This is a genomic window from Actinotignum sp. UMB0459, from assembly GCF_051905915.1.
Taxonomy (GTDB): domain Bacteria; phylum Actinomycetota; class Actinomycetes; order Actinomycetales; family Actinomycetaceae; genus Actinotignum; species Actinotignum sanguinis.
In genome coordinates, this window is sequence record NZ_JBQAIK010000017.1 from 94,268 (window position 1) to 114,551 (window position 20,284).

At 61.9% G+C, this 20,284-nt stretch carries 20 protein-coding genes; 8 read left to right on the forward strand and 12 right to left on the reverse strand.

The window, feature by feature from the left end; translation table 11 throughout:
* Positions 1-28: 28 nt before the first annotated feature.
* From ACTFPK_RS06640 to ACTFPK_RS06650, 3 genes are read right to left on the reverse strand one after another with little or no spacing between them, the layout of a single operon-like run.
* Positions 29-550, reverse strand: a complete 522-nt coding sequence (locus ACTFPK_RS06640) for a DUF6912 family protein (protein ID WP_274732404.1) — start codon at positions 548-550, stop codon at positions 29-31.
* A 9-nt stretch (positions 551-559) separates the two neighbouring features.
* The gene (locus tag ACTFPK_RS06645) at positions 560-1,444 is read right to left on the reverse strand and encodes a hypothetical protein (RefSeq protein ID WP_274732403.1); all 885 of its coding nucleotides are present in this window, start codon (positions 1,442-1,444) and stop codon (positions 560-562) included.
* Positions 1,441-2,019: a hypothetical protein gene (locus ACTFPK_RS06650; RefSeq protein ID WP_274732402.1), complete on the reverse strand. Its 579-nt coding sequence runs from the start codon at positions 2,017-2,019 to the stop codon at positions 1,441-1,443. Before ACTFPK_RS06650 ends, ACTFPK_RS06645 begins: the two co-directional genes overlap by 4 nt.
* Before the next feature lie 381 nt (positions 2,020-2,400).
* Here ACTFPK_RS06650 and ACTFPK_RS06655 point away from each other — a divergent pair, with 381 nt between their 5' ends.
* Both ACTFPK_RS06655 and ACTFPK_RS06660 read left to right on the forward strand, forming a co-directional pair.
* Complete coding sequence (locus ACTFPK_RS06655) at positions 2,401-3,174, forward strand: LysM peptidoglycan-binding domain-containing protein (protein ID WP_274732401.1); 774 nt, start codon at positions 2,401-2,403, stop codon at positions 3,172-3,174.
* A 114-nt stretch (positions 3,175-3,288) separates the two neighbouring features.
* On the forward strand, positions 3,289-4,353 hold the full coding sequence (locus tag ACTFPK_RS06660; protein WP_274732400.1) for an Rv3235 family protein: 1,065 nt from the start codon (positions 3,289-3,291) through the stop codon (positions 4,351-4,353).
* Positions 4,354-4,503: 150 nt separating this feature from the next.
* On the opposite strand, the gene secA is transcribed toward ACTFPK_RS06660, so the two are convergent.
* The 3 genes from secA to ubiE form a co-directional block, all read right to left on the reverse strand.
* Positions 4,504-7,458: a preprotein translocase subunit SecA gene (gene secA, locus ACTFPK_RS06665; protein ID WP_274732399.1), complete on the reverse strand. Its 2,955-nt coding sequence runs from the start codon at positions 7,456-7,458 to the stop codon at positions 4,504-4,506.
* A gap of 134 nt (positions 7,459-7,592) precedes the next feature.
* Entirely contained in the window at positions 7,593-8,597 is a 1,005-nt protein-coding gene (locus tag ACTFPK_RS06670; RefSeq protein ID WP_274778308.1) for a polyprenyl synthetase family protein, read from the reverse strand.
* A gap of 50 nt (positions 8,598-8,647) precedes the next feature.
* The gene (ubiE, locus tag ACTFPK_RS06675; RefSeq protein ID WP_274732397.1) at positions 8,648-9,352 is read right to left on the reverse strand and encodes a bifunctional demethylmenaquinone methyltransferase/2-methoxy-6-polyprenyl-1,4-benzoquinol methylase UbiE; all 705 of its coding nucleotides are present in this window, start codon (positions 9,350-9,352) and stop codon (positions 8,648-8,650) included.
* A 168-nt stretch (positions 9,353-9,520) separates the two neighbouring features.
* Here ubiE and ACTFPK_RS06680 point away from each other — a divergent pair, with 168 nt between their 5' ends.
* Genes ACTFPK_RS06680 through ACTFPK_RS06690 form a run of 3 tightly spaced genes read left to right on the forward strand, consistent with a single transcriptional unit; the run spans position 9,521 to position 12,361 of the window.
* Positions 9,521-10,876: a hypothetical protein gene (locus ACTFPK_RS06680; RefSeq protein ID WP_274778309.1), complete on the forward strand. Its 1,356-nt coding sequence runs from the start codon at positions 9,521-9,523 to the stop codon at positions 10,874-10,876.
* A 57-nt stretch (positions 10,877-10,933) separates the two neighbouring features.
* Positions 10,934-11,842, forward strand: a complete 909-nt coding sequence (locus tag ACTFPK_RS06685) for a 1,4-dihydroxy-2-naphthoate polyprenyltransferase (RefSeq protein WP_126135908.1) — start codon at positions 10,934-10,936, stop codon at positions 11,840-11,842.
* Between the two features lie 39 nt (positions 11,843-11,881).
* Positions 11,882-12,361 (forward strand): PLD nuclease N-terminal domain-containing protein, encoded by a 480-nt coding sequence (locus ACTFPK_RS06690; protein WP_274732395.1) that lies wholly within the window; start codon positions 11,882-11,884, stop codon positions 12,359-12,361.
* A 71-nt stretch (positions 12,362-12,432) separates the two neighbouring features.
* On the opposite strand, the gene ACTFPK_RS06695 is transcribed toward ACTFPK_RS06690, so the two are convergent.
* From ACTFPK_RS06695 to ACTFPK_RS06710, 4 genes are all read right to left on the reverse strand, one after another.
* Positions 12,433-13,104 carry a histidine phosphatase family protein gene (locus tag ACTFPK_RS06695; protein ID WP_016441782.1) on the reverse strand — a complete coding sequence of 224 codons (672 nt, stop codon included), beginning with the start codon at positions 13,102-13,104 and terminating at the stop codon, positions 12,433-12,435.
* An 86-nt stretch (positions 13,105-13,190) separates the two neighbouring features.
* Positions 13,191-13,697 (reverse strand): MarR family winged helix-turn-helix transcriptional regulator, encoded by a 507-nt coding sequence (locus ACTFPK_RS06700; RefSeq protein WP_016441783.1) that lies wholly within the window; start codon positions 13,695-13,697, stop codon positions 13,191-13,193.
* Between the two features lie 440 nt (positions 13,698-14,137).
* Positions 14,138-14,242: a 30S ribosomal protein bS22 gene (locus ACTFPK_RS06705; RefSeq protein ID WP_425541650.1), complete on the reverse strand. Its 105-nt coding sequence runs from the start codon at positions 14,240-14,242 to the stop codon at positions 14,138-14,140.
* Between the two features lie 163 nt (positions 14,243-14,405).
* Positions 14,406-14,612, reverse strand: coding sequence for a helix-turn-helix domain-containing protein (locus tag ACTFPK_RS06710; RefSeq protein ID WP_039898405.1), 207 nt, complete (start codon positions 14,610-14,612; stop codon positions 14,406-14,408).
* A 187-nt stretch (positions 14,613-14,799) separates the two neighbouring features.
* Here ACTFPK_RS06710 and ACTFPK_RS06715 point away from each other — a divergent pair, with 187 nt between their 5' ends.
* Positions 14,800-16,200: a TrkH family potassium uptake protein gene (locus ACTFPK_RS06715; RefSeq protein WP_016441785.1), complete on the forward strand. Its 1,401-nt coding sequence runs from the start codon at positions 14,800-14,802 to the stop codon at positions 16,198-16,200.
* 25 nt (positions 16,201-16,225) lie between these two features.
* Here the strand turns inward: ACTFPK_RS06715 and ACTFPK_RS06720 are convergent, their stop codons facing one another.
* The gene (locus ACTFPK_RS06720; RefSeq protein WP_016441786.1) at positions 16,226-16,465 is read right to left on the reverse strand and encodes a hypothetical protein; all 240 of its coding nucleotides are present in this window, start codon (positions 16,463-16,465) and stop codon (positions 16,226-16,228) included.
* Positions 16,466-16,751: 286 nt separating this feature from the next.
* Here ACTFPK_RS06720 and ACTFPK_RS06725 point away from each other — a divergent pair, with 286 nt between their 5' ends.
* Both ACTFPK_RS06725 and radA read left to right on the forward strand, forming a co-directional pair.
* Positions 16,752-17,444, forward strand: a complete 693-nt coding sequence (locus ACTFPK_RS06725; RefSeq protein ID WP_016441787.1) for a potassium channel family protein — start codon at positions 16,752-16,754, stop codon at positions 17,442-17,444.
* Between the two features lie 37 nt (positions 17,445-17,481).
* On the forward strand, positions 17,482-18,858 hold the full coding sequence (gene radA / locus ACTFPK_RS06730; RefSeq protein ID WP_016441788.1) for a DNA repair protein RadA: 1,377 nt from the start codon (positions 17,482-17,484) through the stop codon (positions 18,856-18,858).
* 66 nt (positions 18,859-18,924) lie between these two features.
* On the opposite strand, the gene ACTFPK_RS06735 is transcribed toward radA, so the two are convergent.
* Positions 18,925-20,271 (reverse strand): hypothetical protein, encoded by a 1,347-nt coding sequence (locus ACTFPK_RS06735; protein ID WP_439911351.1) that lies wholly within the window; start codon positions 20,269-20,271, stop codon positions 18,925-18,927.
* Positions 20,272-20,284: the final 13 nt, after the last annotated feature.

Here is a 20,284-nt window from a genome sequence, read left to right on the forward strand (position 1 = left end):
GGAATCAATATCACGCACCTATCGGGCCCTAAGCCTGCACCGCCGCACCCAGGTCGAGGGCTAGCTCAAGGCGTTCGGAAACGTCATACCAGAGCAAGTCTTCCTCGGCGAGCACCTCGAAAGCGGACTCGTCATCTGGCCCTGCCAACACATATGCTTCCATGTCTGCTCCGTCCACGTGGATGGAGACCACCTCATCCCAGGAGAGCCCTTCGGAAAGCTCCAGGGCAGTGGGCAAATACTCTTCCGGTTGGGCAAGATCTCGGCATTTCTCAGGTGCCACCTCAGCGGCAATCACGACTCGGCGCGGGCGCAAGCCACCTCGTTCCGGCAGCACTACCCCGAACTGGTGATCGGCCTTCCCGGCGAATACCGCAAAGACGGCACGCAAAGAATCGTCCGCGGCGGCATTGAAAGCAATAGCCTCGAGGTAGTCACGATCTTCATCATTTACTTCACGCGCCAGAGCCTCCGTTGCCGCGTGCACCACACGCCCGGAAAGCACGGACAACGCCACATCGGCAGGAGTAGCCGGAAGATAAATCCTCATGCGTCCAGTCTACTCACCGCATCTACCGCGACAATCTAGAACAGCACGCCCCAGCCGCCGCACATCCCGGCTCGCCCCACTGCGAGGGGCTAAGGCCACCACGCTTATGCCGGCCCGTTCGGCCCGTGAGTAACGGGCGCCGTCGTCGCGCACCCCCACCACGGCGGGTAGCTCTTCCTCCGCGAGCTCGGCAAAAGCAAAGCGATCTTCCAGACCGGCACGGGTAACTACCGGCACGGCCGCACGGGCTACCGCCCGGGCCTGCCACCACGACTCCACGCCGCGGCGCAAACCCACCGGTCCGGCGCGGCACGCAACCACAACGAGGTCCGCAGCGCGGAGGGCGCTGAGAGTCACGCTATCGCGCTCGCCCGCAGCCCCGGCTTCCTCCCTGTGGTGTTTGCGCCGCCCTAGCTGGTTGTGCTCATGCGGTAGGGGGTATCTACCCGCGTGAACACCTGCATCGTCAAGAAAAGCGGGAAGTTCCGCGGCACAATCGACGATGGTGATCTCCGCGAAGGGGCGGAGCTTATCCCAGAGCCCACCCATACCGGGCCCCGTCAGTTCACGCCAGCGCCCACCGTGGTTAAGACCGGGGAGAAAGTGCAAGGTACCGCGTGGCCCGCTACGCACGTGCCGAATATAACGCGGAAGTTGCTCCTCAATAGCATCGCCGGTATGCAACGCGCGCGCCACCCCGATAAGCCCGGACGGTTCCTCACCCAAATCCATGAGCTGGGCCAAGGAGGGGTTGCGGGTATCCGCGTCCACCAGCAGCACGGTGTGCCGCTCGCTCAGTACCCAGGAAAGATCACGCGCCAAAGTAGAACGCCCTGGTGCCCCCGCGCTCCCCCAGATCGCCACCAGAAAACCGGGGTCGGGGTTCGTGCTCATTGCACCTCACCTACCAGCGTGAACGAGGAGCCCGCCGCGACTTCCTCCAGTGCGATCCCGAGCTCAGCACGCGGGATATGTACTTCCACCGCCGCCGTGCCCGCGAAATGCGAGTCGCTGACCGTTCCCGCGAAAATGACCTCTCGGGAGATAAGCCGGGCGGGGGCTTTTTCCGCGGCGCTACCCGGGGCCGGAAGGGCCCACAGCTGCACCTGCGCGCCGCGCACCAAAGCTGCGGGGAGCGCGCCGTTGAGAGGGAGCATCGCCACCACCCGCTCCCCCGATATGCGCAAAGCTGACTTTTCCACCAATTCACCAGGATAAATCGTGCGCCCAACGGTACCCGCGTGACCTGCCTGAATATAGGCATCAGCAAGCCCGGCTGGAAGTTCGACCACCGCGAGCCCAGCCTGGTCCAAAGGCGTACCGGGAACCACCGCTTCGGTCGCCCGATAAACAGGGACAGTAACCGGACCGCGCAGCACATATGCCCCCGCGAGCGCACCGGCAGCAATCAGTGCCACTCCTCCTGCCAGGCGCGGATCTTTCCACCGCGCCCCCGTTTTCTCACGCATCTGCCCTCCTTATCCGATTCTGTGCACGTGACCGCGAATATTCGCGACCGGACGCAAATGGGAGCAAGTGGGAGCGAGCAAATATGACCGCCATCGCGGCCCGGTCAAGACTGCTCGCGCCGTGGTGTCAGTGTGACAGGTGGCGCGCAACTCGCCAAGTCCCCATCCACAGCCTGTGGATATCGACCTCTTTCCTCGCCGTCTCTTATATGAGCTATCCACAGGGAAACGATGCTGGGTATACCCGGCTGATTAATAGTTGATACACACGGGACATTTATTCATACCACCACGGTGAGAACCGCGTGCCACCCGTTCTTCATCACGGACGGACCGCGTGGTTCTTGGTCCTGACCGGAAACCCCACCGAAGAGGTTAACGATGTCGGCAACGATCAAAGCGCTACTATCAGCGTTCGCAGGGCTCGCGTCCGCATTTTTCGCGGTCGCGACGGCCCGCCTGCATGCCCCGCCCGGGAGCGTCGCCCAGCTCACCGGGATTCTCACCGTGGGCGTATGCATCGTCGCGTGCCTGGCGTGCGCGCGGCTCACCCTCTGCTATTGCGCGGTTGCGCGTTTCACCCGTGGGAAAGACGACGCCGTCACCCGCCTCGCCCGCCGCATCGGCGGACACCGTTTCCGCGCTGCTCTCACCAGCACCCTCGCCACGACGCTGGTGTCCGTACCCGGGGCATGGGCCGCAGAGCCAGATTCTAGTAGCGCCGTTGATATCGGATGGGGTGGTGATTATTCCGCTCTCCTCACCTCACCACCTGCGCCCAGTGCAGATCCCACCGGGATTTTCCGCGTGAACCCTGATGAATTACTCGGTGATGTCTCGTATCGAGACGCGGCAGGTGGTTACTATCTGCACCCGCCCGTGCCTTCTGCTGGGAGTCCTTTGGCCGGACCGGCCGCCGCTATCCGCACCCCGGACCTGCAAGCGCCAAATGCACCGCGGGCCGCACCAGCGCCGGCCTACATGGTGCAGCCCGGGGATACTCTCTGGGATATCGCTGCTACTCACCTCGGCGCGGGCGCGAGCGACGCGGATATCCTCAGCTACGTACACGCCATCGCCGCGGCCAATACCATCGAGAATAGCGATCTCATTTATCCTGGCGAGCACTTTATTCTTCCACCCGCGCGCGAATAATCGTCACGTCTTGGCACCCCGCATCCGGCTTGACCACCATTCAGCTTCACCACCATCCAGCTTGCCTCGGTCACCGAGGTCTATCCCCCTATCCCACGCTCTCAAGGAGACGACATGTCCACTGCCCCGCATACCGAAAATACCCCCGGTGCTACCGAAACGACGGCGCCCGCGCACCCCGAGCCGCCGCCCATATCCAGCGCTGCGGGTCAGGATCTGCCGTCTCCTGAAGAAGTCACATCGGAGAGCCAGTCGGGTTCGACTCCCCACCACGAGCCAGAAGAACCGGAAACAATTCGGGTATCCCGGCTCCCACCCGCACCACCTCCCGTTTATGCGCAGCCAGAGATTAATGAAATAGTCTCTGCCTTCGATCAGGTACAACTAGCGGAAGTGACACAATATCGGGCGGTCACCCGCCACCCGCCTTTCCCGCACGTGCCCCACGAGGAAGACACCTGCGTAGCGGAGAACGCGCCGCCGGGCACCGCCGAATCCGAGGAAATTTCCGCTACCCCTCGGGATAGCCAACCCGCCCCCAACGCGGGCTCCACCAACGCGCATCCCCCTAACGCGCATCCCCCTAACGCGCATCCCCCTAACGCGAACTCCACCGATGCGGATCCCACCGACGGCGTACCACCCGGCCATGGCATCGTGCGCGTAGATACCAGCGAACCGACCACCGACGTTGAGGCCACCGATAGCGGTAGTAACACCACTAGCCCCGCGGCCACGCCGGGTAAACCCGAACTGCACCAATGGAACCGGCTCGCGCTATCCGCCACACCCTACCGGGATATTTGGCGTGAAGAAATGGCAACCCTCGATGATCCACTGCCGCCCGGAATCCGGCCACCGCATCGCTTCGCCGCCGGAATGATTACCTACTCCATCGAGGTGCTGCTGGGCCACCGCGCTCCCGGATATGTGCGCCCGCACCTCATCCCGGAGGTTTTCGCGGCACTGGTACGCCGGGCGGGTCTGGCGATGCGCATTAAGGGGAAAGCGCCCTGGCTCGGGGACCTGCGAATTTCCACACTCAAAATAACGCATCCGCGCCGGCGCGTAGCCGAGGTCATCGCCTGCGTATGTTCGGGCGAGCGAAACCATGCGGTTGCGATGCGCCTGGAATTCCTCAGGGGCCGCTGGATCGTCGTCGCCCTTGAAATTGGGTAAACGAAACGCAGGACGAAAGAACACGAACCCAAAGCGATTAAACACAAGTGCCGGTCGGTCACGTAACTATCGCGCACGTGACCGACCGGCTCCCGTATGTCTATCGCCCTAGCGGCTTATCGCCTGGCTTGCCGCCTAACGGCCTACCGTCTAGCGGCGCCGCTTCTTATTCTGCTTCGCCGCGGCCCGGCGCTGAGCCCGGTTACCGCCACCGGAACCACCCGCACCGCCGCGGCCACCGCGTGCGGCACCGCGCGAACCGGTGGTTTCCGTCTCCCCGGAGCCATCCTTCGCCGCCGAGGAATACGAAACGTTCTGCTGGCGCTTCGGCTGCTTAATCCCGAGGGATTCCGCGGTCACGCGCTGACCGGAGGCACCTGCCGCGCCCTCGCCCACCGCGGCCTGCAAAGCCCTCTGCTTTTCCGCCAGCAACTCACGCTGCTGTTCCTGTGCGGCACGCAGGGCCTGCTGGGAAGCGGACACCTGTTCGGCGCTCCCCGCACCGCTGGCGTGAATCGCCACCCCCGGGCCAGCCATGCCCGCCGCAGCATTCCCCGCAACGGTGACCGGGCCGGTCACCTGAGCCTCAGTTTCCAGGCGCGCTGCACGTTCGGAAGGAAGCTCGAACTTGAAGAGGTACCGGACGGTTTCCGACATGATATTGTCGTTCATCGCCTGGAACATGCGGTAGCCCTCGTCCTTGTATTCAACGAGCGGATCACGCTGCGCCATGGCGCGCAGGCCGATACCTTCCTTGAGGTAATCCATTTCGTAGAGGTGTTCGCGCCACTTGCGGTCGAGCACGGACAGCACGATCTGGCGTTCCAGTTCGCGCATATTTTCCTCACCGACTTCCGCTTCGCGCTCCTCGTAATGGGCGTGAATATCATCGGTGAGCTCGCGCTTGAGTGCGGTGCGATCCAGCTGGGAAGGCCCACCGATCTCATCGAGGTATTCCTCCGCGGTGAAACCGGGAGTGTAGTAGCCCTTGAGGTCCGTCCACAGCGCGGAAAGATCCCAGGCTTCCTCATTATCATCGGAGGTGTGGGCGCTGACCACGTCATCAACCACGAAATCGAGGAAGCCCTGCACCATGGACTCCATATTTTCACCCTCGAGGATGGAACGCCGCTCGGTGTACACCACGGTACGCTGGTCGTTCATAACGTCGTCGTACTTGAGGACGTTCTTACGCATTTCCGCGTTCCGCGCCTCATTTTCAGTTTGGGCCCGCGAAACGTTCTTCGACATCTGCTTCGTTTCGATAGGAGCGTCGTCGTCCACAGCGTAGCTGAGCATCCGCCCGGCCATGCCCTGACCCCACAGCCGAAGCAGGTCATCTTCCAGGGAAAGGTAGAAGCGGGATTCGCCCGGGTCGCCCTGGCGCCCACTGCGCCCGCGCAGCTGGTTATCGATACGCCGAGATTCGTGCCGCTCCGAACCGAGCACATACAAGCCGCCCAATTCGGCCACTTCTTCGTGTTCGGCCTTAACGGCTTCCTGCTGGCGCGCCAGCTCTGCGGGCCAGGCAGCCTCGTATTCTTCCGGGGTTTCTTCCGGGCTCAGGCCCCGAGCGGCCAGCGCATCCACCGCGCGGTGTTCGGGGTTGCCGCCCAGCATAATGTCGGTACCGCGGCCGGCCATATTGGTAGCCACCGTCACCGCGCCCTTACGCCCGGCTTCGGCCACCACGCGCGCTTCGCGTTCGTGCTGCTTCGCGTTGAGGACCTGATGTTCAATGCCTTCACGCGCGAGCAAATCGGAAAGCTCTTCGGAAGCTTCCACCGAGGCAGTACCCACAAGAACAGGCTGCCCCTTTTCGTGGCGCTCCACAATATCTTCCACCACCGCGCGCAGCTTGCCGGCACGAGTGGAATAAATAAGATCCTGTTCGTCCTTGCGGATCATCGGCTTATTCGTGGGAATAGGAACGACGCCGAGCTTATATGTCGAGGCGAATTCCTCAGCTTCGGTTTCTGCCGTACCCGTCATGCCCGAAAGCTTGTTGTACAGGCGGAAGTAGTTCTGGAGGGTGATCGTGGCCAGAGTCTGGTTCTCCGCCTTGATCTCCACACCTTCCTTCGCTTCAATCGCCTGGTGCATGCCTTCGTTGTAGCGCCGCCCGGGCAGCACACGCCCGGTGTGTTCGTCCACGATAAGCACTTCGCCGTTGAGCACTACGTAATCGCGGTCCCGTTCGAAAAGCTCCTTGGCCTTAATTGCATTATTCAGGTAGCCGATAAGCGGGGTATTGAGGGATTCGTAAAGGTTATCGATACCCAGGGCATCTTCGACCTTGTCAATTCCCGCTTCGAGCACACCCACGGTGCGCTTTTTCTCATCTACTTCGTAATCGGTATCGCGCCGCATCCGTAGCACCAGGCGCGCGAATTCGCGATACCACTTATTAGCATCGCCTTCGGCCGGGCCGGAAATAATCAGCGGGGTACGCGCTTCGTCAATAAGAATGGAGTCAACTTCGTCAACGATGACGAAATTATGCCCACGCTGCACCAACTCACTGGTACGCCAGGCCATATTGTCACGCAGGTAATCGAAACCAAATTCATTATTGGTTCCGTAGGTGATATCCGCATTGTATTGTTCGCGGCGCTGTTCGGGAGTTTGCCCGGTGAGAATACACCCGGTGGTCACCCCGAGGAAGCGGTAGACGCGCCCCATGAGTTCTGACTGGTAGGAGGCCAGGTAATCATTAACCGTGACCACGTGCACGCCCTCACCGGTGAGCGAATTGAGGTAGGCGGGCATAGTTGCCACGAGCGTTTTACCTTCACCGGTTTTCATTTCGGCAATATTGCCCAGGTGGAGGGCCGCCCCGCCCATAACCTGTACGTCATAGGGACGCTGGCCGATGGTCCGCACCGCCGCTTCGCGCACCGTGGCGAAAGCTTCGGGGAGGATGTCATCGAGGGTTTCTCCCTCGCTGAGGCGCTCCTTGAAGCTATCAGTTTGCGCGCGCAACTCCTCATCACTCATTGCCGAGATATCACTTTCGAGCGCATTGACCTGCGCGGTGATGTTCTTCAGCTTCTTCAGCGTGCGGCCTTCGCCGGCGCGAAGGATACGATCAATCAAGCGTGCCACTTCGTCGAGCTCCTTACCGTGGGCATACGGATGCAATTGTACGGGGTAGAAGCGCGCCCCGCCCCACCTCTTTCACCATTAGCTTTGCGTTCTTCATTACGCTCAGTTTTTCACCGGCGCGGCCAGCCGGCTACCTAGACCGTGCGGTCCACCACCGAGCGGGCATATTGCGTCAGGGCTTCCCGTACCGCCGCGTTCTCCAGGTTAGCGATGGCGGCCACGGCCCGCGCCGCCCATTCCTCGGCAAGCGCGCGGGTTTCTGCCATAACCGAATGATTGCGCAGCGCGCCGAGCACCGTGTCAAGGCGCTGCCCGGCCAAGTCCCCGCGGTCTAATTCCGCCAAGATCGCCTGGCCGTCGTCGTCCAATATCCCCGCGGCAGCACGTTCGCGCAGCAGTATCGTGGGCATGGTATCCACCGATTCACGCAGGTCCGTGCCCTGTTCTTTACCGGTTTCTTCGGAAACAACATCGATATAGTCATCGGCGATCTGGAAGGCGATCCCCACGTTTTCACCGAATTCTTGCACCTGGGCGGCAACTGCGGCGTACTCGGCCTCCCGGTTACCCGCCGCGGCAAAAACGCCTTCGCGTGCCGAGGCAGCAATAAGCGACCCGGTTTTCCCGGCAAGAACCTCCAGGTAGTGCGCCCGCGGGGACACCTCCGGTGCGCGCCCCACGGTTTCCAGCAGCTGCCCGGTGCACAGGCGCCGGAAAGTTTCCGCGTAATCTTTAACCGCCCGCGGCCCCAGGTCCGCCATCATGGACGAGGCGCGCGAAAAGAGAATATCTCCGGCCATAATCGCCGCGGAATTCCCGTAATTGCGATGCGCGGCCGGGACCCCGCGCCGCAGCGGAGCTTCATCCATGACGTCATCGTGATAAAGCGAGGCCAGATGCGTGAGCTCCATCGCCACCGCCACGTGCTCGACCCGCTCGGATTCCGGCTCCGGGCCCACATACCCGCAGAGCAAGGCCAAGGCCGGCCGCATCCGCTTCCCACCCGCCTCGGCAAGATACGTGGTGATCGGATCCACGCGCAGGTCACCAAAACGCGTGGCCGCGTCCAGCTTATTTTCGACGACGCCGAGCCGCTCCCCCACACGGGTGAGTAGCTCTTCGACAGTCAGGTCTTTCACGATAGCCAATCCTAGCTTTCCGATGGTGCGCCGGCCCGCGGCCCGATGCCTCAGTGTGCCGCCGGCAGGGTAGCGCGGTGCAGCGCAACGATCCCGTTGCACATATTACGGTATTCAACGTCGCGCCACCCGGCTTCGTGCAGCCAACCGGCCAGCGTGCGTTGATCGGGCCAGTCGATAATCGACTCCATGAGATAGGCGTAGGCCGGACCGTCCGAGGAGGCCAGGGCTGCCACCCGCGGGAGTACGTGGCGCAGGTAGCCGTGGTAGAGGGTGCGGAAAGGCGCGCAGGTCGGCGTGGAAAATTCCGCGATAACCACGTGCCCGCCCGGGCGCGTCACGCGGGCCATTTCGTGGAGGGCCCGCAGGGGATCGTGGATATTACGTAGGCCGTAGGAAATGGTCACGGCGTCGAACGTGTTATCCGCGAAGGGAAGATCGCAGGCATCGGCTTGCACAAAACGCAGATCAGGGTGGCGCAGGCGTGCAACCTCGAGCATTCCATCCGAAAAATCGGCACCCACCACACGCGCCCCTACCCGGGCAAAATGTTCGGTGGAGGTGCCGGTCCCGCAGGCCAGGTCGAGGATCTCCATCCCCTCCTCAATACGCAGAGCTTCGGTGACGTAGCGGCGCCACAGCCGCACCTGCCCGAAGCTAAGCAGGTCATTGCTCAGGTCGTAGCGCGGAGCGACCTGGTCGAACATTCCGGCGACGGCGCGCGGATCTTTGCTGAGTTGTGCACGTGCAGACATGCCCTCTATTCAACCAGCTTGGGCGTATTTGGCAAGAGTGAAATTCCAGCCGGGGCGCATCCACGGGGAGTCCGCGGGTTCTGCGGGCGCCCCGCGGGACCTCAAACCGGCGATTTTCCGTCAAGCGGCGACTAGACTGAAAAAGAAGTCACGAATTGAGGAGTCATAATGTCCCTGCCCACGTCTATGCCAGCTATGACACCGCCGCTGCTGGCCGATGTGCGCCGCGATTTTGGCGCCCGTACCTGGGTTGTAGCTCTGCTCAGCCCCGTGATCGCGGTGGCGGTCACCTTCCTTATCACGCTCTTCTTCGCGTGGCTCGGGCTGCGCGGCATGAGCGGCATGAGCGGTCTCGACATGGGCGGGGTGAACCTCGCTGAGATCCTCACCGCCCCGAAGTGGGCGGCCCTTACCTTGCTGCTGGCCCTGGGCGGCACCGCGAGAGTCGTGGCGGAACCGAATCTTTTTGATATAAGTTTCTTCGTTCCCGCTCTCACCCTCACCCTCCTCATCGGTCTCATCATCTACTTCCTCAACCAGTGGGTGGGTCGGGGCAAGCGAAATTCCACCCTGCTGGTATGGATTCCGGCCTGGGTATCGGCAGGCGTGCTGGCGGCCATCGGTGCCGGGCTAGCTGCGTTCATGCAGGTGGATCTGAGCCCCGGCGGTTCCTTCATGGGCCAGGCGATTCCGCCACTTGCCTTGCAGGCAAGCCCTCTTTTCACGGCGCTCACCTGCCTTCCGCTCGGACTATTCGCCGCCGGATTTGGGCGCATGACCACGGTGAAATCCACGCCGCGTAACCGCTTCACCCTCACGGCCGCTTCCTCCATTCCCACCTACGCGCACGCGGTACGCCTGGCCTTCACCGCTTTTATCCTGGTGAGCTGCATTTCCGCCCTCGCTTTCGGAATTGACCTCATCGTCCGCAAGGATGCAAGTATCGAGCTGCTCCTCGTGGCCTTCCCCTTCTTCCTCACCACCGGAGTTATGACCATGTTCGGGGCGGTGGGGGCCTCCTTCGCCGCGATGTATGACGCCACCGGCGTGGGAATGGGGCCGAATGCCCAGGGTGATACCACGCTGCTGCTCTGGGAGCACCTGGCTACCGTCCCCGCCATCGTTGCGATGATCTCGATGGCTCTCGCCCTGGTGTGGACGGCCTACCGCTGGGGCCGTTCGCGCGATCCGCGCATGGAATTTGGTGCTATCGCCTGGACGGTTATGCCTTTCGGATTCGGGGCAACCACCGCGGTGATCTGGGGTATCACCCGCGGTTCGGCCAAGATGACGGCGCAGGGAATGGAGCTGGCCAGCGCCAGTTACGACCTGCACTGGTACCTCATTTTCATCGGGATTGGCCTCGGCCTCGTGGTGGAAGCTTTCTCGCGGTTGTTCCGCACCCGCCCGCCCGAAACGATGGCAACGGGATACCTCACCCCGCACGCCTCGGATATCCCGCATCATCCTTCCGTGCCCGGAGCCCCGGGCGGCGTGGCTTTGCACCCGGAGTACCCGGCGTAAATCCCTCGCGGTGCGGGTGATGCGCTCAAGGGGTTCCTCTCGATAGAATAAGCGGCCGTGGCAACTGTTACTGATTGGCTCGAAGGTGCGCGCGTTCGCACCCTTCCCGCGAGTGTTTCCCCCGTGATCGCCGGGGCTGGAATCGCGCTGTGGGAAGGGACGCTATACGGCCCGATTCTTGCCTTGGCTTTCGTTCTCGCTCTGCTCTTGCAGATCGGCGTGAATTTTGCGAACGACTATTCCGACGGGATCCGCGGCACTGATGATCACCGCACCGGCCCGCCCCGCCTCACGGGTGGCGGAACGGTACGCCCGGGGGTGGTGCTCGCGGTGGCCCTCACCTGCTTTGCCCTCGCGGCGCTCGTGGGTCTCATCATTATTGCCTGGTGCGGGCAGTGGTGGCTGATCGGAGTGGGCGTGGCAGCACTGCTAGCCGCCTGGTTCTATACCGGCGGGCGCCACCCCTACGGATATATGGGCCTGGGCGAAGTTTTTGTTTTCATTTTCTTCGGTCTGGTAGCTACCGCCGGCACCGTCTATATCCAGGGAGGTACGGTGCCCTGGCAAGCCTGGGTTGCCGCTAGCGCCGTTGGCCTCATTGCCTGCGCCATCCTCATGGCCAATAATATTCGCGATATTCCCACCGACGCCGTCACCGGGAAACATACCCTCGCGGTGCGCTTGGGCGATACCTGGGCACGGCGCGTCTATGTTGTGATGCTCGCGGTGGCGATGGGATGCGGCGTCGTTCTGGCTTTGGCGCCGAGCACCCACCAGGCCTCCCTCCTCCTTTATCTACCCGCCTTCGCTATTGCTTTCCGCAATAGCTGGCGGATGCTGAGCCGCGGTCCTTCCCGCGCGCAGGGGCGGGGTCTCATCCCGGTGCTAAAAACCACCGGCATTACCGAGCTCGCTTTCGCGTTGGCGGTCCTGGTGTCTTTCTGGGCCAGTTCGCTCTTGGTCTAGGCGGCTGTAGCCTCCGGTGCGAACGACTAAGATGGTGGCATGGCCCGAGTAATTATGGCACTTCTTGCCATCAGCATCTGGATTTACGGCATCATTGACGTCATCCGCACAGACACCACCCGCATGCCCGGCCGACTGCGTAAGCCGGCATGGCTCGCCCTCACGGTTCTGGTGCCGGTTCTCGGGTCACTGCTATGGATCGCTTTTTCTTTCCCGGTCAAGTTCCCGCAGCAAAATATCTCACTCGGTTCTTTTGGGCGGGGTCGCTCCTCTTCGCAGCGGCGCCGTCGCCCCGTTGCACCCGACGACGATCCGGACTTCCTGTCCCGCTTGGACGCGGAAAACCGTTTCCGCGAATGGGAACGGCAACAGCGTGAGAACGACGCCGCATCGAACTCCCCCACCGCGGGTGAGTCTCACGGAACAAGCAAGCCCGAAGCGACCGGAAAGCACCCGGATAATCCCGAGGATTCTGAGGGTTCTGAAGGGTCGCAACCCACGCGGCCCGCGCAGGACTAGCCGCCGCGCGGAACCGCGCGGCACACGCTTCCGTTAGCGTCTAGCCACCGTAACTCCCGCGGAGTTCCAGATCAGTCTCCGCGGTTTTCATCAGCCGCGGAGATCCCCGGCGTGATATCGCGTGCCCGGGCCAGGAGTTCAGCCGCGGGTTCGGCATAATCCACCGCCACCAAACTGGTGCCCTGGAATGTTAACGAGGTCACCGAACACAGCGCGCACTGGCGCCGGCGCGGGTCGTGGGCGAGGGAGCGCCCCTCCACGAAGGAGCGCAGCGTCCAAATTGGAAGCTGATGGGACACAAGTACCGCTTCGCCGCCGCGCGCTGCTGCGAGCCCGCTGCGCACCGCATTCGTCATACGCGCTGCGATATCCGTATATGGCTCACCCCAGGAGGGCCGGAAGGGGTTGATGTACCACGGCCAGAATTTCGGGGAGGCCAAGATCCACCGATTCCGGTTGACGTTGATGCCCTCGAAATTATTGCCCGCTTCGATGAGATTGGCGTCGGTGCTAATCTCGAGGTCGAAGAGGTGCGCGGTAGGTGTGGCAGTTTCAATAGCCCGTTCGAGCGGAGAGGATATCACCGCGCGGACATCATGCCCGCGAAAGAAATCCCGAACGCTGCCGGCCATCTCCCGGCCCAGATCGGTGAGGTGAAAACCGGGTTGGCGGCCGTAAAGTTCGCCGCTGGGGTTATCCACCTCTCCGTGGCGGACCAGGTGAACAACTGTTACGTCAATCATGATGCCAGTCTACGGCACCGGGAGCTGCCGGCCGGACAAAGCTAAGTTCCCTGGGGGAGCTCACTCCGACCGGCGTGCCCGAACGTCTACCAAATATCCGCGGGGTTACCCACGAGGCGGGCACACAGCTCGCCCATCTTGAGAAAGTCATCGTGACCGAGTTTGTCCACGAGGTGAGCGCGAACTGACATGACGTGGGTGACGGCCGCCTTCTCGAGCAGCGCGAAACCAGCATCGGTGAGAGTGCAATCCACCCCGCGCCGGTCATGCGCGTTGGCGGAACGGGCTACCAAGCCGCGCGCCTCGAGGCGGCGGACGGTGTGGGTGAGCCGCGAGCGGGAATGTACCATCACATCAGCGAGAGTCGACATCCGCATGCAGCGATTTTCCGCCTCGGAGAGACGGGCGAGAACGTCATATTCGTTCAATGACAAATTGTAATTGACCATGAGTGCGTGATTAAGCGCCTCTGCGGTCACGGCTGTCGCGCGCAGATACGCGCGCCAGGCAAATTGTTCCTCTTCAGAAAGCCAGCGAACTTCCGCGGCCATGAGATTCTTCCCTTCGTCAGGCACGATGTCACGTCGTGACATTAACGGTAACTCACACGGGACGTGCGAGTCTTCATTACGTCGTTGCGCCCACGCCGGACGCAACGCACCCGGCTTCCACCGGGTGAACGATGACGTCACTTCTCCTCATTTTCCCACGTGGGAACGCTGGGGCGAAAGGCCTTAAGCGGTGCTGTTTCACGGTGCCGCACCCGGCATCTGCATGCCTGTGCAACACCGCAAACCATAGCATCATGTGAAGTATACCTTTGTACGAACATAACTCGGAGTTACATTCTCTTTTTAAGAAAGGCGAGCCTTACCTCAATAGTCATATTGATATGTATCTTTGCCCGAATTGTCAAGGTTCATCCGGGCAATACCTCATAAATATGTGAGCACTTTCACTTACCGATTTTCTACGGTATCGCCGTACCAAAACAAAAAGGCCCGGACATCCGGGCCCTTCCGCACGCGGGGAACTACTTCTTGTTCCGACGCTGGTGGCGAGTTTTACGCAGCAGCTTACGATGCTTTTTCTTCGACATACGCTTGCGGCGCTTCTTAATAACGGAACCCACAGGCACCTCCAAAACTAGATCGCGGGGAATCGCCCCGATGGAACATCACAGTATCTTACCGGCCCGCGCCCGCCTATGCGTAGCGCGTGAATCAGAACACGGTTAAATTCACAACCGCTCCGGACCGCCACCGTTTCGGGTAACGACGCCGTACCGGCCGCGCGCCGAACTATTCCCCCACCACGCGCTGTTGCGGGGCGCTATTTCCGGACAGGAGCGCTTCGACGGCGCTGGCGGGTACCCGGTAGGAACTTCCCACCCGCACGGCCGGCAGATCGCCGGCGTGAACCATGCGATAGACGGTCATCTTCGAGACACGCGTCAATTCAGCCACTTCCGCGACGGTGTAAAACTGCGGAGACGAAGGCATCTGCATCTGGTTCATCCCATCATCCTGGAGTAATTTTTTGCCACATCGGCAACAGCTACAGCAAGGATATCCCATATTCTCAGCGTTCACAGCTTTTTAACCATGATCTTGACGGCAGGGGAATATACTACGGAACAGGTACGCGGCGCTTTTCTTGGCCGCAGCCGGTAGCTCGAGGACCCGGAGGACGCCCATGGCAGCACACCCTGAGGTGGCATCCGCACGCCTGAGCTGGCGTGATCGCCTGGCGGCTGCGGGTGGGCGCGTGGATCGAGTGGCGCGGGATCGGCCAGCTCGTTTGGCTCTGTTGATCTTCGCGCTCATTATTTTGCTTCTCACCGCCGCACTGTCTTTGCCCTTGGCTACCACCACGGGAAAGAGCGCTCCTTTTATTGATGCACTCTTTACCGCGACGTCCTCCGTATGTGTGACCGGTTTGGTGACGGTTGATACCGCCACGTATTGGTCGGTTTGGGGACAGCTTTTCATTTCTTTCGGGCTCATTGTGGGTGGCTTGGGCGTCATGACACTCGCCTCGATTCTGGGGCGGGCGGTTTCGAGACACGTGGGGCTCACCCAACGCATGCTCACCGCGGAAGAAAATCAATCGAGCCTGGGCGAAGTGGGTACGCTGCTGCGCGCGGTTATTATTGTGGCCTCGACGGCGCAGGCCATCTTATTCCTGGCCCTCCTCCCCTTCTTCTTGCGTAATGGCGAGGCCCTCCTTCACGCTCTCTCGCATTCCTATTTCATGGCAGTCTCCATCTTTAATAACGGCGGCTTCGTGATCATGCCCGAGGGCGTGAGCCCGTATGTGGGTCAGTGGGCGCTGACTATCCCGATTATTTTGGGGACTGTTGCCGGGGCCATTGGCTTCCCGGTGGTCTTGGATATGTGGCGTCATCGTGCCCGCCCGCGCAAATGGTCTGTGACCACGAAAATCACGCTGGTGACCTATATCAGCTTGGCGGTGCTCGGCGCGGTTTTCCTGGCGGTCCTGGAATGGAATAACCCGAATACCCTGGGCAATCTGGCGGTAGCCGATAAAATCAACGCCGCGCTCACACTTTCGGTAGATGCGCGTTCCACGGGCTTGACCACAATCGATGTGGGGGCAATGGGTGAAACGTCGTGGATTCTCCTGGACTCCCTCATGTTTATCGGTGGCGGTTCAGCTTCTGCGGCAGGCGGCATTAAGGTAACGACTTTCGCGGTGCTTTTGCTGGCCATTCGCGCCGAGGCGCGGGGTGATCGCGATACGGAAGCTTTCGGTAAGCGTATCCCTGCCGAGGTGTTGCGCCTGGCTATCGCAGCGACCTTCGCCGGCGGGATCATGGTGGTGACCGGTTCGGTGGCACTGCTTCAGCTGACGAATTTCACCTTCTCCGAGATTCTGGTTGAGGTGATTTCAGCTTTCGCTACCTGCGGTTTAAGCACCGGGATCACCGGGGCACTGCCGGCGAGCGCGAAGTTTGTGCTGGTGCTCCTCATGTTCTTTGGGCGCACGGGCACGATGACGCTCGCGGCCGCTTTGGCGCTACGGTCACGACGCCGCACCATCCGGCTGCCCGAGGAACGACCGATTATTGGCTGAGCTGGTACGCCGCTAATCCCAGAATTTACCTACGCGAGCCACGGTGTTTCGTGCCGGCTGCGCCGCCGTCGTTCCTAAAAATACTGCGCAAAGAAGAGATGAACATAAGCACCGCGACCACTATGGCCGGGGCAATGGCATTCGGGGTTGCCGGCGGGAAAATGTGGTTGAGAAGGGTGACCGTCAGATAAGCAACCCCGCCGCCAATCGCGGCCACTACGAGCGCATTGATAAGGCCTAGCGCAAGCGCGCGCCAATCCTTCATAACATCCCCTACCTACCCGGGCCGATAACCGGCGGATGCCTTTATCCTAAACCGTGCGAAGTTCCCATCACGAGTGTTCCCGTGACAAACCTTCATCTTTTACATCGAGATATTTCACGTACCACGAGATACTGTTCCATAATGACCTACCTTTCTTCGATATCGGTTGAGTATGTTTACGCAGGGTTGCTGCATGACTCTATGGTGACACGGGCTTACGACAAGAATTTTGACGCGGAGCGTTAGACTACGAGCCAGAGATATTGTGACCGGAGAAAGGGCGGCTATGCCGGATACGCGCGATGAACAAGCCATCCTCGTGGTGGGGCTGGGGCGTTTTTCGACCGCTATCGCCACCACGCTCGATGATTTGGGGCGTGACGTGCTCGTCGTCGAAAAGAATCCCGATACCGCGCAGCGCTGGAGCCACCGCCTGCGGGTGGTGGAAGGTGACGCCACCAGCATGGAGGTGCTCGACCAGGTGGGCGCCGGGGATTTCACCGTGGCCGTGGTGGGCGTGGGGACCTCGTTGGAGGCCTCCGTGCTGGTGACCGCGAACCTGGTTGACCTGGGGATTCCGCAGATTTGGGCGAAAGCGGTTTCGCGTGCGCACGGGCGGATTTTGCGACGCATCGGCGCGCACCACGTTATTTATCCGGAGTACGACGCCGGAACGCGCGTGGCACATATGGTCTCAGGCCGAATGCTCGACTATATCGAGATGGAGGACGGCTTCTCCATCGTGAAAATGCGGCCGCCGCGGGAAATTCGCGGCTTCACCATCGCAAAATCGCGTATTCGCGAGCGTTTCGGGGTGCGGATTATCGGGGTGAAGGCCCCGAACCAACCCTTCGAGTACGCCACCGAGGACACCCTCATCGGGGCCGATGACACGATTATTGTGTCTGGCGATACCGAGTTGCTGGAGGAGTTCGCCAACAGGCAGGGCTGGATTCCTGCGGTGGGTTCAGCTCGGTAGCGATTTTTATGTCGGAGGCCCCCTCTAGGATGGAGGCATGGCAAAACAACCGGCAACCGTGTACGAATGCAGCGAGTGTGGGTGGTCCACCGGCAAATGGATGGGCCGCTGCGCGCGGTGCGGCTCGTGGGGCACGCTTGAGCAGCAGAGTCCGGCCGCGCCCTCAGCAGCTCCGGCCGCGTTAGCCCCTACCTCACCGGCGCAACCTATTACCTCCGTGCCGGCTACCGCCGCGCAAAAAATCCCTACCGGGGTATCTGAATTGGATCGGGTACTCGGGGGTGGTTTAGTTCCCGGGGCAGTGGTATTGCTCGCCGGGGAACCGGGAGTGGGGAAATCTACCTTGCTCTTGGATGTGGCGGCGAAGGCCGCGCGCGCTGCTGCGGGCGCGGGGCGGGCGCCGGTTCTCTATATCTCCGGGGAGGAATCCGCATCCCAAGTGCGCCTGCGCGGGGAACGCATCGGGGCGATGGATGAACATCTGCTTCTTGCCTCGGAAAGTGATATCGGGCGAGCTCTGGGGCATATTGAGAATGCCCGGCCTTCCCTGCTTATCGTGGACTCGGTGCAAACCTTGGCCGATGCGGAGGTAGCTGGAACGGCCGGTGGCCCGGCGCAGGTGCGGGCCGTCACCGCGGCGCTCGTGAGCGTGGCCAAAACGCACGGCCTACCGGTGGTGTTGGTCGGGCACGTCACGAAAGATGGCTCCATTGCCGGGCCTCGCGTTCTGGAACATCTGGTTGATGTGGTGTGCCAGTTTGAAGGGGATAAACACTCGCGGCTGCGCCTGGTACGCGCGGTGAAGAACCGCTACGGCGCTACCGATGAAGTGGGGTGTTTTGAACTCACCGAAAATGGAATTGTGGGGCTTCCCGATCCGTCCGGGTTGTTCCTCTCCGCCCGTGATCACACGGTGCCCGGCACCTGCGTATCCATGACTCTCGAAGGGCGGCGGCCCATGCCGGTGGAAGTACAGGGGCTGGTGGTACCTGCTTCCGGGCGGCCGCAGCGCACCAATTCCGGGGTGCTCTCCGCACGGGTGGCCATGATGGTCGCGGTACTCCAGTCACGCCTGGGCTTGAGTTTGGATCAGAAAGATATTTTTGTGTCCACGGTGGGTGGGGCGCAGGCCAGTGAACCGGCTGCGGATGCCGCTATTGCCTTGGCGCTGGCCTCGGCCTACGTGGATCTGCCACTCGCCCCCGGAGTGATCGCCATCGGGGAAGTTGCCCTAACCGGAGAGCTCCGCCCGGTTACCGGGCTCCCCCAACGCCTCAACGAAGCCGCACGGCTCGGTTTCACCCTCGCGATTGTGCCCGAACGCACTGATAGCTCGAAACTACCCGAGGGGATTCGGGTGCAGCGCTGCGCGGATATACGCCAGGCCCTGGAATCGGTGCTCCCCACCGAATAGGAGGTAGCCACCGCACATAGGCAGTAGAGCAACCGGCAGGATCTGGCTAGCTAGCTGGTTAGCTAGTTAGTTTGCAGCTTCAGAATCACCCTCCGGGGCAGGTGCCTCGGCGCCTTCTCCGTTACCAGTTTCCGGAGCGGGTGCCGTTCCTTGAGGATCACCTTGCGCGCCTTCCGCACCGTTCGCAGCGGGATTCGCCTCCGTGCTAGGAGCCGGGCTGGCGTCCGTACTCGCTTCAGAACCGGCCTCATCATTCGGACGAGCGGGTTGCGCCCCGCCCCCGGTCATCAGCTCAAAAACCGCGGTCGCGGGAGAAGCTGCGCCGTCGGCAAAAATAGCTTCCGCCTTGTACGTGCCCGGCGTAGATAGCGAACCCGAGCTACCGCACCCGGCGCCCTCGTTCCCGCCCGGCCACGTCACCGTGGTCACGGCATCCATCCCACGATCCAGCAGCAAACGCCGGTGTTCCTCCCCGGCCCGGCAGGCCGCGGTATTCGCCACCTGGTGCCCGCCGGAAGTAATCGACACATTAAGGTTGCCCCACCCGGCATCCACATAACACGGATTCGTGGTCGACTTATTCGTCAGCTCCACGGAGAAAGACACCGGAGCTCCCGCACCGCGTTCATTATTCGTCACCCGCATCCGCAGCATATCCGGAGTGCAGGCCACCGGCTCATAAAAAGCCGTCGGAACCGCAGCCTGAGCTTCCGCATGTTCCTGAGAGCGCGAAGCCGCGAACCTAAACGTCACAACCGCACCAATAACCACCGCGAGCGCAGCGAAAATCCACAACCAATGCTTCGGCTCCAAACGGGCGAGAATCGTAGCCTTTTCCCGGACCTGCCTCTGCTGCCGCGATCCGGCCGGCAACGTACGACGCCGCCGGGTAGGTGCCTGGCGTTCCCGGCTAGTGCGCTGCCCGGCACGCGCCTGCCCAGCGCGTTCCCGGGGCGCGCGCTCCCGGGAAGTACGTTCCCGCGCACGACGCTCCCGAATTTCCCGCTCTTGACCCGCTCGTGCTTGGCCCGCCCGCTCCCGATTGACGCGCTCCCGGTTTACGTGATCCCGGGGGTTTCGCCGCTGCCGGCTTACACCCTGCTGAGCTGACCTTTGTTGCCCGCCGCGCTTCTGATCACCGCGCGACTGCCCGGTACGTACTTCGCCAGCGCGCTGCCGAGCTGCCGGCATGCCCGCCCGGTTGCTGCGCTGCCCGCGCTCCGATGCTGCCGAAGGGGCTGCGCGACGCTCCGAGCCGCGCTCTTTTCCGCGAACCGGGCGCTCGCGCTGATTCTCCCCGCGCTTCATGCGCGCGGCTCGCCCAGCCTGATCCTCCCGCTGCTCGCGGCCACGCCGCGGCGCAGCACCCGTGGGCCGCTTGTGCGCGCGGCGCTCTCCGCCCGTTTCTTTCACGGATCCACGGTAC